The sequence below is a fragment of the Actinomadura luteofluorescens genome (assembly GCF_013409365.1).
GTDB classification, from domain to species: Bacteria; Actinomycetota; Actinomycetes; order Streptosporangiales; family Streptosporangiaceae; genus Spirillospora; species Spirillospora luteofluorescens.
Genome location: NZ_JACCBA010000001.1, coordinates 2,283,871 through 2,297,304, shown reverse-complemented (window position 1 = coordinate 2,297,304; position 13,434 = coordinate 2,283,871). Strand labels below are relative to the sequence as shown.

General features: G+C 73.3%; 12 protein-coding genes. 7 read left to right on the top strand and 5 right to left on the bottom strand.

The features are described from left to right. Nucleotides 1-100: 100 nt before the first annotated feature. Together BJY14_RS10530 and BJY14_RS10525 are read left to right on the top strand one after the other, a co-directional pair. Nucleotides 101-880 (top strand): electron transfer flavoprotein subunit beta/FixA family protein, encoded by a 780-nt coding sequence (locus BJY14_RS10530; protein ID WP_179843434.1) that lies wholly within the window; start codon nt 101-103, stop codon nt 878-880. 21 nt (nt 881-901) lie between these two features. Beyond that, nucleotides 902-1,852: an electron transfer flavoprotein subunit alpha/FixB family protein gene (locus BJY14_RS10525; protein WP_179843433.1), complete on the top strand. Its 951-nt coding sequence runs from the start codon at nt 902-904 to the stop codon at nt 1,850-1,852. A 63-nt stretch (nt 1,853-1,915) separates the two neighbouring features. On the opposite strand, the gene BJY14_RS44370 is transcribed toward BJY14_RS10525, so the two are convergent. The 3 genes from BJY14_RS44370 to BJY14_RS10510 form a co-directional block, all read right to left on the bottom strand. After that, nucleotides 1,916-3,715, bottom strand: a complete 1,800-nt coding sequence (locus BJY14_RS44370) for a serine/threonine-protein kinase (protein ID WP_218905263.1) — start codon at nt 3,713-3,715, stop codon at nt 1,916-1,918. 48 nt (nt 3,716-3,763) lie between these two features. Then, a complete protein-coding gene (locus BJY14_RS10515) occupies nt 3,764-4,984 on the bottom strand; it encodes an MFS transporter (protein WP_179843432.1) in 1,221 nt (406 codons plus the stop codon). Nucleotides 4,985-5,124: 140 nt separating this feature from the next. Then, nucleotides 5,125-5,646: a TetR/AcrR family transcriptional regulator gene (locus tag BJY14_RS10510; RefSeq protein WP_179843431.1), complete on the bottom strand. Its 522-nt coding sequence runs from the start codon at nt 5,644-5,646 to the stop codon at nt 5,125-5,127. 144 nt (nt 5,647-5,790) lie between these two features. On the opposite strand from BJY14_RS10510, the gene BJY14_RS10505 reads away from it, so the two are divergent. Both BJY14_RS10505 and BJY14_RS10500 read left to right on the top strand, forming a co-directional pair. Continuing rightward, nucleotides 5,791-6,966, top strand: a complete 1,176-nt coding sequence (locus BJY14_RS10505; protein WP_179849288.1) for a cysteine desulfurase family protein — start codon at nt 5,791-5,793, stop codon at nt 6,964-6,966. 39 nt (nt 6,967-7,005) lie between these two features. Next, nucleotides 7,006-7,833, top strand: coding sequence for a DUF1206 domain-containing protein (locus tag BJY14_RS10500; RefSeq protein WP_312879125.1), 828 nt, complete (start codon nt 7,006-7,008; stop codon nt 7,831-7,833). Nucleotides 7,834-8,088: 255 nt separating this feature from the next. Here the strand turns inward: BJY14_RS10500 and BJY14_RS10495 are convergent, their stop codons facing one another. Continuing rightward, nucleotides 8,089-9,174, bottom strand: coding sequence for a DUF695 domain-containing protein (locus BJY14_RS10495; protein ID WP_179843430.1), 1,086 nt, complete (start codon nt 9,172-9,174; stop codon nt 8,089-8,091). 67 nt (nt 9,175-9,241) lie between these two features. Between BJY14_RS10495 and mnmA the strand changes: the two genes are divergently transcribed. The 3 genes from mnmA to BJY14_RS10480 are packed head-to-tail and all read left to right on the top strand — an operon-like array spanning nt 9,242 to nt 12,189. After that, nucleotides 9,242-10,318 (top strand): tRNA 2-thiouridine(34) synthase MnmA, encoded by a 1,077-nt coding sequence (mnmA, locus tag BJY14_RS10490; protein WP_179843429.1) that lies wholly within the window; start codon nt 9,242-9,244, stop codon nt 10,316-10,318. A gap of 24 nt (nt 10,319-10,342) precedes the next feature. Then, nucleotides 10,343-11,155, top strand: a complete 813-nt coding sequence (locus BJY14_RS10485) for an LLM class F420-dependent oxidoreductase (RefSeq protein WP_179843428.1) — start codon at nt 10,343-10,345, stop codon at nt 11,153-11,155. Nucleotides 11,156-11,187: 32 nt separating this feature from the next. Further along, the gene (locus BJY14_RS10480) at nt 11,188-12,189 is read left to right on the top strand and encodes a methionine synthase (RefSeq protein ID WP_179843427.1); all 1,002 of its coding nucleotides are present in this window, start codon (nt 11,188-11,190) and stop codon (nt 12,187-12,189) included. 128 nt (nt 12,190-12,317) lie between these two features. Here BJY14_RS10480 and BJY14_RS10475 read toward each other — a convergent pair whose 3' ends face one another. Next, nucleotides 12,318-13,283, bottom strand: coding sequence for a hypothetical protein (locus tag BJY14_RS10475; protein ID WP_179843426.1), 966 nt, complete (start codon nt 13,281-13,283; stop codon nt 12,318-12,320). Nucleotides 13,284-13,434: the final 151 nt, after the last annotated feature.

Genomic DNA, 13,434 nt, shown 5'->3' with positions numbered 1-13,434 from the left:
TGACTGCGAAAGCGCATGCCCGCGTCGACCCGTCATGGGCGGCGCCCCTCTGCCGCTTACCTCAGCGGCCAACTGAGTGCAGGGAGGTCGGCCACCGGCCATGAACATCGTCGTCCTGGTGAAGCAGGTTCCCGATACGGAGAGCCCGCGCAAGCTGAAGTCCGATGACAGCACGCTCGACCGCGCCGCGGCGGACGGCGTCATCAACGAACTCTGCGAGTACGCCATCGAAGAGGCGCTGCGCATCAAGGAGGCCCACGGCGGCGAGGTGACCGTCCTCACCATGGGCCCCGACAAGGCCACCGACTCCATCCGCAAGTCGCTGGCGATGGGCGCCGACAAGGCCGTCCACCTCCTCGACGACGGCCTCGCGGGCTCCGACGCGCTGTCGACCTCGTACGCGCTGGAGCAGGCGCTCGGACGCACCGGGTTCGACCTGGTCGTCCTCGGCGCGGAGTCCACCGACGCGCGCACCGGCATGATCGCCGCGATGCTCGCCGAGCGCCTCGGCGTCCCGCAGCTGTCGCTCGCCAACAAGGTCGAGATCGACGGGACGTCCATCAAGGTGCAGCGGCAGACCGACTACGGCTTCGACCGGGTCGAGGCCAGCCTGCCCGCGGTGGTGTCCGTGGTGGAGAAGATCAACGAGCCGCGCTACCCCTCGTTCAAGGGGATCATGGCGGCCAAGAAGAAGCCGGTCGAGACGCTCGGCATCGGCGACGCCGGCATCGACGCGTCCCGGGTCGGCCTGGCGAACGCTTCGACCGAGGTGGTCGACTTCGCCGAGGCGCCGCCGCGCGCCAAGGGCGAGATCGTCACCGACGAGGGCGACGGCGGTGCGAAGATCGCCGAGTTCCTCGCGTCGAAGAAGTTCGTCTGACCGAGGAAGGGGATTGCAGACATGGCCGAGATTCTCGTCCTCGTCGACCACGTCGACGGTGAGGTCAAGAAGGTCACGCTCGAACTGCTGACGCTGGCGAACCGGCTCGGCGAGGCCGCCGCGGTATGGGTGGGCCCAGGCTACGAGAACGCCAGGGACAGGCTCGCCGAGTACGGTGCCGGCAAGGTCTACGTGGCCGCCGACGAGGAGCTGACCTCCTACGTCGTCGCCCCGAAGGCCGCGCTGCTGGCCCAGCTCGTCGGCGAGAAGTCCCCGGCCGCGGTGCTGGTGGCCGCGACCGGCGAGGGCAAGGAGATCGCGGGCCGCCTCGCCGTCAAGACCGGCTCCGGCGTGCTCACCGACGTCGTGGACGTCGCCGACGGCTTCGTCGGCGAGCACTCCATCTTCGGTGGCGCGATCATCGCGCACGCCAAGGTGAAGACGGGTACGCCGATCATCGCGGTGCGGCCGAACTCGGTCGCCCCCGTGGCGTCCCCGGCCACCCCGGCCGAGGAGCAGGTGTCGGTCACGCTCTCGGACGCCGACAAGGGCGCCAGGATCGTGGAGAAGGTCGTCCAGGAGAAGGGCGAGCGCCCGGACCTGACCGAGGCCGCGATCGTGGTCTCCGGCGGCCGCGGCGTCGGCGGCGCCGAGAACTTCAAGATCATCGAGGGGCTGGCCGACTCGCTCGGCGCGGCCGTCGGCGCCTCCCGCGCCGCGACCGACGCCGGCTGGTACCCGCACTCGTTCCAGGTCGGCCAGACCGGCAAGACGGTGTCGCCGCAGCTGTACATCGCGGTCGGCATCTCCGGCGCCATCCAGCACCGGGCCGGCATGCAGACCTCGAAGACCATCATCGCGGTCAACAAGGACCCCGAGGCGCCGATCTTCGAGCTCGTCGACTACGGCGTGGTGGGCGACCTGTTCCAGGTCGCGCCGCAGCTCACCGAGGAGATCAGCAAGCGCAAGTGATCCCGCGCGGACGGCCCGGCGACGCACGCGTCGCCGGGCCTTTCGCGGTTCCGGCCCCGTCGGTCAGGAGCGCTCGGGCGACGGGTACGGGACGGCCTTGAGCAGCGCGGGCTTCACCACGTCGTTGACCTCCGCGTAGGGCAGGACGGTGTCCAGCTGGCCGCACGCCGACTCGTACCCCAGGACCGAGAGGTAGAAGGCGACGCGCAGGCCCCTCGGGGTGAGCGCCATGGTGACGTCGCCCGACTTGACGAAGGCGGACGGGTTGTCGGTGCCCTGCGGCAGGCCGGCTCCGCCCGTCTCGCCCCTGCCGCAGAAGGCGCCGCCCGGCTGGCCCGCCTTGATCCTGCGGTCCAGCGGCTTGAGGCCCTGCTCGGTCGGGACGCGGAACAGGTCGAGCGGCTTGTAGGACGCCCCCGTCCTGAGATCGACGGTCGCGGCCTGGGACTGGTCCCAGCCCGTCCCGCGCTCGCCGCGCAGCTCGACCTTGTACCAGACGGACAGCAGCCGGTCGTTGCGCAGGAGGATCTCCGGCGTCACGACATCGGTGTAGGCGCCGCGGCCGATGTCCTTCAGGCCGCCGAGCGTCTTCGCCCAGCGCTGGTCGAGCGGCGCCCGGAGCGCCTGGTTGATCTTGCGGTTGAGTGCGGCGCCCCCGCCCGTGACCCGCACGACCCGGCCCTGCGCCTGGAACGTCATTCCGCCGCCGAGGCTCTGCCGCGGCTCGCTGAGCGCGACCAGCCGCGCGACGATCGGCTTGGGCGCCTCGCCCGCCGTCGCGACGTAGACCGCCGCGCCGCCGCCCACGGCCACGGCCGCGGCACCGCCCGCGACGGCCGCCGCCCCCTTCGCGCCGAGCGTGCCGATGACGCCCTTGCCCGCCGCGCCGGCCGCGCCGGCTCCGCCCGTCCCCGCGGCGCCTCCCGTCCCGGCCGCCCCGGCGGCGCCCGCGGCTCCGGCCGCCCCCGCCGACGCGCCGCCTCCGCCGAGCCCGAGCGCGGTCAGCGGGAACAGCACCGACAGCGCGGCGGCGGCGCCCGCGAGCGTGCGGACGCCGCGCCCCTCCCAGTCGGGCCCGTACGCGGCCGCCGCCACCGACTCCAGTTCGGAGACGAACGCGGCGGCGCCCATCGGACGGTCCCACGGGTTCTTCGCCAGCCCGCGCTCGATCAGCGGGCGGAGCGGCCCGGGGACGTCGTGCACCGGGATCGGGGCCGTGAGGTGGCGGCCCATCAGCGCGGTCTGGTCCTGCGCGGTGTACGGGCGGCGTCCCGTCACGCACTCGAAGAACACGCACGCCGCCGCGTAGACGTCGGTCGCGGGGGAGGCGGGCTCGTCCCGCCACTGCTCGGGCGCCATGTAGACGGGCGTCCCCGACCGGCCGGACGCGCCCGCGTCCACCGCGATGCCGAAGTCGATCAGCTTGCTCAGCCCGTCGGCGCGCACGATCACGTTCGCGGGCTTGTAGTCGCGGTGGACGATGCCGAGGCCGTGCGCGGCGGCGAGGCCGAGCAGCGAGCCCTTGAGCACCGCCAGGGCGGCCTCGGGCGCCAGCGGCCCCCGCTCGGCGAGCACCGACTTCAGCGGTGCCCCGTCCACCGCCTCCATGACGATCGCCGCGCCGTCCGGCGTCTCGACGAGCCCGAACAGCTGGGCGACGAACGGGTCGCGCAGCCGGCTGAGCAGGCCGGCCTCGCCGCGGAACCGCTCGCGGAACTCCGCGTCCCCGGCGAGGGACGGCGAAAGATACTTGATCGCCGCCGGGCGGCCCGTCGCGTCGTGCCGCGCCAGCACGACGCGACCCTGCGCGCCCTCGCCGAGCACGCGCAGCTCGCTGTAGCCCGGAACCCGCCATCCGCTCATATCGCCCCCACACACCCGTCGTGGAAGGGGTTATATCGGATGGCGGCCTCAGGCGGCGACGGGTTCCGGCCGCGAGCCGTCCCGCGCCGGAGCCTCCGCGGGCTCGGCCGGGGCGGGGACGGAGACGTCCGAGGCCGTGCGCAGCGGCGCGTACCGGGCGCCCGCCGCGATCAGCAGCGCCAGCACGACGACCACGCCGACGCCGACCCGCAGGGACGTGGCCTCCGACAGGAAGCCGACCACGACCGGGCCGAGCAGCAGGCCGCCATAGCCCATCGCGCCGACCTGCGCGACGGCCGCGGCGGGACGGTCCGGCGCGGCGGAGCCCGCCAGCGAGATCGTCGTCGGGACGACCGTGCAGACCACGAGCCCGGTCAGGAAGAACCCGGCGATCGCCACCGCCGGGACCGGCGCCAGCACGACGACGGTCATCCCGACGGCGGTGCCGAGGCCCGCGCCGACCAGCAGCCGGCGGGTGCCGACCCGCATCCGGACACGGTCGCCGACGAGCCGGCCGAGCAGCATCGCCAGCTCGAACACCGGGTAGCCCGCCGCGGCGACGGCCTCGGTCGCGCCGAGCTCGTCGTGCAGCAGCAGCCCGCTCCAGTCGGCGATCGACCCCTCGGTCATGAACGCGATGAACGCGAGCACACCGATCAGGTAGACGGCGGCGGGCATCCGGCGCGCCCTGCGTCCCGTCCCGGATGCGGCGTGCGCGGCGGGGTCGGGCAGGTAGGTGCGGCCGAGCGCGAGCCCGGCGGGCACCGACAGCAGCGCGGTGACCAGCACGGTCTCGGTGAACCCGAAACCGGCCGCGGCCGTGGCGACGCCGAACAGGCCGCCGCTCATCGCGCCGACGCACCAGCCGGCGTGCATGCCGCTTAGGATGGACCGGCGGTACGCCTGCTCGACGACGCTGCCCTGCGCGTTCATCGCGATGTCGGTGATCCCGAACGTCATGCCGAACACCGCGACGGCGCCGAGGAGCACGCCGTAGGTGGGGGCGAGCGCCACGGCCGCGTAGGACAGTCCCGTCAGCGGCAGGGCGACCCGCAGGACGGTGCGGCTGCCGGCGCGCGCCATCACGCCGCGCAGCGCCTGCATGGCCGCGATCGCGCCGAGCCCCCAGACGAGGACGACGATGCCGATCTCGCCCTCGTTCGTCCCGAACTTGCCGGCCAGCGCGGGCATGCGCGCCACCCACACTCCGGTCAGCAGACCGGCCAGTGCGAAGGTCAGGAACGTCCCCGAACGGGCACGGAACAGCATTGTTCACCTCTTTCTCGGCTCGGCGGGGCGCACCCCGGCGGATGGCGTGCGGCGTCGTGTGACGTGCGTCATGGAACGCTCCAAGCCCGGATGGGGGCGGAACGTCCGGAAGATCGGGCGGGGCGCGCGGCGCCCCGGCGTCAGCGCTCCAGCAGCTCCAGCAGCCGCTGTCTCAGCGCTCGGAGCTGTTCGGCGTCGTACAGCCCGGGGTCATGGCTGACCACCTCCCAGAGGCCCTCGGCCGCCAGCCTGACGACCGCCGCGTTGCCCGGGTCGGGACCGCCCGCCGGGTCGGGCGCGTGCCAGCGGCGCATCGCCTCGTTCAGCGGCTCGGCCTGCTCGGGGTCGGCGGCCGCGGCCGTGATGGCCGACCACCGCCGGTAGGCGCGGGCCTCACCGGTGAGGATCTCGAACGTGGCCTCGACGTAGGCGCGGGTGTAGGAGCCCGGCGTGCCGTCGTCGTGGGAGGCGATCAGGCCGTCGAACTCCTCGATGACCCGCGCCACCATGGCCCGCACGAGCGCCTCCTTGGTGGGGAAGTGGTAGAGCAGCCCTCCCTTGCTGACGCCGGCGCGGTCGGCGACCGCGCTGAGCGTCAGCGCCTGCGTCCCCTGCTCGAAGAGCACGGACTCGGCGGCGTCCAGGAGGGCTTCTCGTTTCATGACGCTCCTACTGTACCGGCTGGACGGTATACGGCCAACAGCGCCGTACCGGCCGCTATTCCGCCCTGGTCGCGAGGCGGGTTCCGGCCGTCCCCCCGGCCCCGCGAAGGGAACAGGAAGGGCGCGGATACTGTTGTCCGCGTGGTGACCTACCTCGACCATGCGGCGACCACTCCGATGCGGCCCGAGGCCGTCGAGGCGATGACGGCGGAGCTGCGCGAGCTCGGCAACCCCTCGTCGCTGCACGCGGCGGGCCGGCGGGCCCGGCGCGTCGTCGAGGAGTCCCGCGAGATCATCGCCGAGGCGTTCGGCGCCCGCCCGAGCGAGGTCGTGTTCACCTCCGGCGGCACCGAGGCCGACAACCTCGCCGTCAAGGGGATCTACTGGGCGCGCCGCGCCGCCGACCCGGCCCGCACCCGCGTGCTCGTCGGCGCCGTCGAGCACCACGCCGTCCTGGACGCGGTCCAGTGGCTCGCCGCCCACGAGGGCGCCCGGGTCGACGTCGTCCCGGTCGACGGGCTCGGCCGCGTCACCCCCGACGCGCTGCGCGAACTGCTCGGCTCCGGCGACGACGTGGCGCTCGCCACCGTGATGTGGGCCAACAACGAGGTCGGCACCGTCCAGCCCGTCGCCGAGCTGGCCGCCGCCGCCGGGGAGCGCGGCGTCCCGCTGCACACCGACGCCGTCCAGGCCGCGGGCCAGCTGCCCGTCGGGTTCGCGGCGAGCGGCGCGCAGGCCCTGACCATCACCGGCCACAAGCTCGGCGGCCCCATCGGCGTCGGCGCCCTGCTGCTGGCCAAGCCGAAGCCGCCGGTGTTCCTCGACCCGGTGCCGCTGCTGCACGGCGGCGGCCAGGAGCGCGACGTCCGGTCCGGGACGCTCGACGCCCCCGCCATCGCGGGGTTCGCCGCCGCCGTCCAGGCCGCGCTCGCCCACCGCGACGCCGAGGCCGCCCGCCTCGCCGGGCTGCGCGACGAGCTGATCGCCGCCGTGCGGGACGCCGTCCCCGAGGCGGTGCTGAACGGCGACCCGGACGACCGCCTCCCCGGCAACGCGCACTTCTCCTTCCCCGGCTGCGAGGGCGACGCCCTCCTCATGCTGCTGGACGCGCGCGGCATCGCCTGCTCCACCGGCTCGGCGTGCTCGGCGGGCGTCTCCCAGCCCAGCCACGTCCTGGTCGCCATGGACGCGGGGGCCGAACGCGCCCGCGGCTCGCTGCGCTTCTCCCTCGGCCACACCAGTACGGAGGCCGACGTGAAGGCCCTCGCCGGCGCCATCGGCCCGGTAGTCGAGCGCGCCCGCCGCGCGGGTCTCAGCTGACGCTGGTTTGACCGTCCCTTGAACGGGGACAGCGTGGCCGTGACGACGGATGTGAGCCACGGGCTCAAGCAGGCGGCGGGACACCCCTGGTTCCACCACATGTCCCGGGTGGGGCTGGTCGCGCGCGGCCTGCTCTACCTCCTCATCGGCTGGCTGGCCCTCCAGGTCGCCTTCGGCGGCGGCGGGAAGGAGGCCGACCGCACGGGCGCGCTGGAGACCATCGCCGACAAGCCGGGCGGCCTCGTCCTCATCGGGCTGATGGCGGTCGGTTTCGCCGCGCTCGTCCTCTGGCAGGTCGCGGAGGCCCTGCTCGGCCGTCCCGTCCCGGACGGCGACAAGGCGACCAAGCGCCTGGGGTCGGCCGCACGCGCCGTCATCTACGCGGTCGCGTTCGTGGGGACCCTCGCGTTCCTCTTCGGCCACCACGGCTCGTCCAGCGACAAGCAGTCCAAGACCTACACCGGGCGGCTCATGGACGCGCCCGGGGGCCGCTGGCTCGTCCTGGCGGTCGCGGTGGGCTTCGTCGTCGTGGGCGCGGTCATGGTCGTGAACGCTTTCCGGCACAAGTTCATGAAGGAACTGAAGTCCTGGGAGATGGGCAGGACCGCCCGCCGCGTCGTCAAGCCCCTCGCCATGGTCGGCAACACCGCCCGCGGCCTCGTCGTCGCCGCCGTCGGCGCCTTCCTCGCCTACGCGGCCATCAGCTTCCAGCCCGACAAGGCCCAGGGCCTGGACGGAACCCTCCGCGAGTTCGCCGACACCCCCGCCGGCCCCTGGGGCCTGGCCGCCATAGCCCTGGGCGTCATAACCTTCGGCCTCTACAACTTCTGCGAGGCCCGCTACCGCAAGGTCGACGCGAGCAACTAACCCCCGGACTCGAACGCCGTCCCCTCAGGTTCGAACGTCGACCTCCAGGCTCGAACGTCGACCCCCAGGCTCGAACCTCAGCTTCCGGTCACGGGCAGGCGCGTGGAGCGAGCGCAGCGAGCGCAACGCGCATGCCCGTCGAGCCGGGCGACCGCAGCGACACGACGAGAACCCGCACGGGCACGGAAACCCGCACCGTGGCGTGAGGATCGCCCGGCTCGCAACGGGGGTTCCAGGGGGTCGCCCCCCTGGGAGTTACGGCTGATACGGAGCGAGGGCTCGCCAGCCGGGGTCGTTGGTGGAGGCGACCTTGGCCTTGCCCTCCGGCCAGCCGGCGGCGAGCTGGTCGAGCTCGGAGATGACGCCGGAGTCGGGGTCGGCGTACAGGTGGAAGACGCGCAGGCCGTCGCCCGTCTCGCGGACGGCGAGGACGGCCCGGTCGCCGAGCCTGGCGAGCTTCTTCTCGAACGCGCGCAGCGCGCCCGACGACGGCTCGACGGGCAGCCGGTCGGGGTTGCTGTTGGCGTACGGGACGCTGATCGCCACGTGCAGGTCGCAGAGCGGGTAGTCCTGCCGGTGCAGCGGGAACCGGGCGCCGAGGCGGGCGGGGTGGCCGCGGGGCGTGCGGCCCTCGCCGGTCAGCCAGGCGGGCTCGGCGAACGGCTCGGAGATCTGCTCCACGACCGCGGACAGCATGGACGGCGGCAGCGAGTCGATCGGCGCCTCGGTCGCGATCGTGATCTCGCCGACCCAGCGGGCCACGTCGTCCTCGCCGAGCGCCCAGTGCAGGACGTTCAGCGCGACCTGGAGCTGCTGCTCCTCGGAGACGAACAGGAAGTCGGGGTGGTAGGCGGTGATGTGCACGCGGGCGCGGTCGGCGTCGGCGCGCATGCCGAGCCGGACGTACTCCAGGTCGAACTCGTGGTCGCCGAGGATGAGGTCCTGCCCGAGCATCTCCGGGTCGGCCTGGCGGGACGGGTGGAAGCTCCAGCCGCCCGCCGCGGAGCCGGCCGGGGCGGAGCGCGCCCAGCGCTCGGTCAGGCCGCGCAGTTCGGGGTCGCCGCCGCCGGTGACGGTCAGCGAGGGGTTGCGGTCGTCGGCGCCGCCGATCTCCCACTGCAGCCCGGGATGGATCTTGTGGACGCGGCGGGACAGCTCCTCCATCGTCTCGGCGGACAGGCCCTCGCCGGGCACGGCCGGATCGGACTCCTCGGACTGCTCCGGCCCGGCGGCCAGCGAGGCCTCGATCGTCGGGCGGGCCTGCGCCCACCACTCCCAGAACTCGCTGATGGCGGGCGGTGCGGCGGCTGACGCCTCGCGCGGACGGCGGAAGATTCCCATAGCGGCCCCAATCGTACGCGGAAATGACGTCGGCGGACCGGGCCACGCCGCGTACGCTCGAAGGACTATGCCTCTCCGTGTACTCGCCGCCATGTCGGGCGGCGTCGACTCCGCCGTGGCCGCCGCCCGCGCCGCCGAGGCCGGGCACGACGTGACCGGCGTCCACATGGCCCTGTCCAGCAACCCCCAGTCGTACCGGACGGGGGCGCGCGGATGCTGCACCCTGGAGGACTCCAGGGACGCCCGCCGCGCCGCCGACGTGATCGGCATCCCGTTCTACGTCTGGGACCTCGCCGAACGCTTCCACCGGGACGTCGTGGAGGACTTCGTCAGCGAGTACGCGGCGGGCCGCACCCCGAACCCGTGCCTGCGCTGCAACGAGAAGATCAAGTTCGCCGCGCTGCTGGACCGCGCGATGGCGCTCGGGTTCGACGCCGTCTGCACCGGCCACTACGCGCGGCTCGACGGCGGCGTCCTGCGCCGCGGCGTCGACGCGGGCAAGGACCAGTCGTACGTGCTGGCCGTCTGCACGCCCGAGCAGCTCGCGCACGCCCTGTTCCCGCTCGGCGACACCTCCAAGGCCGACATCCGGCGGGAGGCGGAGCGGCGCGGCATCCAGGTCGCCGACAAGCCCGACAGCCACGACATCTGCTTCATCGCCGACGGCGACACCCGGGGCTTCCTCGCGGAGCGGCTGGGGGCGGCGCCCGGCCCGATCGTCGACGCCGACGGCAACGAGGTCGGCGAGCACGACGGCGCGTACGCCTACACGATCGGCCAGCGCAAGGGCCTGCGGATCGGCACCCCGGCGCCGGACGGCCGGCCCCGCTACGTCCTCGACATCTCCCCGGTCACCAACACCGTGACCGTCGGGCCGCGCGAGTCGCTGGACGTCCACGAGATCACCGGTGAGCGCCCGGTGTGGCTGAGCGAGGCCCCGCAGCGTCCCTTCGGCTGCCAGGTCCAGCTCCGCGCGCACGGCGAGGTCTACGACTGCACGGCCGAGCAGACCGGGGACGATCTCCGCATCCGGCTGGCCACCCCCGCGCGGGGAGTGGCGACCGGCCAGGCCGCCGTCCTCTACGACGGCGACCGCGTCCTCGCGTCCGCCACGATCGCCGAGACCGCGCGCGTCACCGCCTGACCAGGGCGCCGGAAGGAGAGTGCGATGCGGTTCGGAGTCTCCACGTTCGTGACCGATGAGGGGATCGGCCCCGCCGCGCTCGGACGGGCGCTGGAGGAGCGCGGGTTCGGGTCCCTGTTCGTCACCGAGCACACGCACATCCCGGTGAGCCGGGAGACGGCCTATCCGGGCGGCGGCGACCTGCCGCGCGTCTACTACCGGACGCTCGACCCGTTCGTCGTCCTGTCGGCGGCCGCCGCCGTCACCGCGCGGCTCCGGCTCGGGACGGGCGTCGCGCTGGTCGTCCAGCGCGACCCGATCACCCTGGCGAAGGAGGTCGCCTCCCTCGACCTGGTCTCCGGCGGCCGCGCCGCGCTCGGCGTCGGCGCCGGCTGGAACCGGGAGGAGATGCGCAACCACGGCACCGACCCGGCGACCCGGATGCGGCTGATGCGCGAACGGGTCCTCGCGGTCAAGGAGCTGTGGACGCAGGAACACGCCGAGTTCCACGGCGAGTTCGTCGACTTCGCCCCGGTGTTCTCCTACCCTAAGCCCGTCCAGGACCCGCATCCGCCCGTACTGGTCGGCGGCTCGGGGCCGACGGCGCTCGACCGTGTCGCCGAGTACGGCGACGGATGGATGCCGCTCTACGGAACCGGCGACCTCGCCACCCGCATCGCTGACCTGCGCGAACGAACGAACCGCCGGATGCCGGTCACCGTCTTCGCCGTCCCGGGCAGACCGGAGGCCGTCGCCGAACTGGAGGCCGCGGGCGCCGACGAGGTCCTGTTCCACCTGCGCACCGAGCCGGAGGACGACACCCTCCGCAACCTCGACCGGCTCGCCGCGCTGCTGTGATCAGCGCATCGCGGCGCCGATAGGCTTCGAGGGTGACGAGCTTTCCGTGGCAGGCCGGGACGGCGACCGGCGTCGGGTCCTATCCGGGAGAGGACCCCGCCGAGGCGCTGCGGATCGTCCTCGGAGAACTGCCCGACCTGCCGCACCTGCCCGAACTGCCCGCCCGCGGCCCCGGCGCCGACCTGGCGGGACGGACCGCCGGCCTGCTGGTCGAGATGCCCGTGCACCTGGAGCCGTCCGGCTGGCGCTTCTCCGACCGCCCGGGCCGCGACACGCAGCGCTCCCGCGACCACCTCGCCCGCGACCTGGACGTCCTGGAGGAACTCGCGGGCGCCCACGACGGCCCGTTCAAGATCCAGGTCTGCGGCCCCTGGACCCTGGCCGCCTCGATCGAACTGCGGCACGGCGACCGGGCCCTCAAGGACCCCGGCGCCGTCCGCGACCTGACCGCCTCGCTGGCCGAGGGCGTCGCCGCCCACGTGGCCGACGTCCAGCGCCGACTGCCGGCGGCGCAGATCGTCCTCCAGCTGGACGAGCCCAGCCTGCCCGCCGCCCTGGCCGGGACGGTCCCGACCGCCAGCGGCTTCTCCCGCCTCCGCGCGATCGAGGAGCCGATCGCCGAAGAGGCCCTCCGCACCGTGATCGATGCGACGGACGCCTACCCCGTCGTCCACTGCTGCGCCCGGAACGTCCCTTACAACCTCCTGCGCGGCGCCGGCGCAAAGGCCCTCTCCATCGACCTGCGCCTGGTCCCAAGACGCGACGACGACGAGGTAGGAGAGGCGATCGACGCAGGGATAGCCCTGCTCCTAGGCGCAGTCCCCGCCACCGACGCAGCCCTCCCGCCCCTCAAGGCGACCGCCGAACCGGTGCGGGACCTGTGGCGCCGCTTCGGCTTCCCACCCAGGCAACTGGCGGAACAAGTCGTGATCACCCCGACCTGCGGAATGGCAGGCGCCTCCCCTCGCCACGTCCGCGCAGCCCTGAAGCGCTCCCGCGAAACCGCCCGCATGCTCCACGAAGCCGCCGAGTGACCCGAAACGCTTCGCGGCGAGCGCGCTGCGGCTGAAACCGTGTAAGCCCCTCCTGGCAAGCGGCGGCAAGACCTTCTTCCTAGCTGGTGGGGTCGAGCCGCCGTTCTTTGTCGCCGGCTCGTGCCGTGTCAGCTCACGCGTAGGGCGAAGCGGCCCCGGAGCCAGGCGAGGATGCGCTGGGCGAGGGGCAGTCTGATGCGGTGGCTGCCGAGGATTACTAGGGGTTGGCGGCTCTGCTTATCCCAGGCGGCTGGGAGGAAGACCGAGCCTGCGTGGACGTAGAACCTGGCTCCGGGGTACGGGCGGTGGCCACGGGGCGGATGCCACGACAGTTGGCCTGAGCCGGTGATCTGGGTTGAGAGCCACGTGCCCGGCTTGTCGCCGTTGGTGGAGAGGAGGGCCGCCTGCTCCAGTGCCTCCGGGGTGAACTGGCAGGCTCTGGCCAGATCGTCCGGTGTCTTGTCGAACAGCCTCATCGACTGGTGCAGGACCGTCAGCGCGGTGAACGGCGTGGCGCTGCCGGGGGTGTGCCGCATCGGGATGCAGATCTCTCCGCCCTCGGCGACGACGAAGAAGTCGTTGGGTGTGCGCGAGCGGTACCAGGCGGGGCGTTCGCGCGAAGCGTGGGCGTCGCGGGACAACTGCCGCCGTAGTTCGGCCTTGGCCTGGTCCTTCTCCCAGTCGCTCAGCCGGCGCTCGGGGAAGCCCGCCGTGCGTTGGGCGTAGCGGTCCAGGGCGTGCTCGCTGAAGCCGATCCGGGCGGTCAGTTCGTTGCTCGCCAGCGCGAACGGGTCGATCTTCTCGCCGCCCAGGCCGCGGGCCCGCAGCCAGGCCGGGAAGAACTCGCAGCCGGTGGCCAGCCACTCGCCCTTCTCGGTGCGGGTCAGCTGCATGATCAGTGTTTCGTCGATGAGGACGAAGTGGCCGGAGCGGCTGCGCTTCCCGCTGAACGGGTGCGGCAGCCGGTCGACGACGCGGCCCTTGCGCTTCTCCCTGTCGAGCCAGGTCCTGGCCTGGGCGCGGTTGTAGCCGAGGATCGCCGCCGCGCGGTCGGCCGCGGAGTGAGTGATGATGACATGTCGTGCGTCGAGCACGTGTCTCCCTTCCTGGCATCCCCCGGCCCGGGGGAAGAGTGTGCCGCCTGGTGATTCGCCCCGTCGGCATTTCGGTCGAAGAGATGCTTACACGCGCAGTTCGACCAATGTCGGGGGGACGTGGACGCCGTTGGGGCGGGCGAGGGAGCCA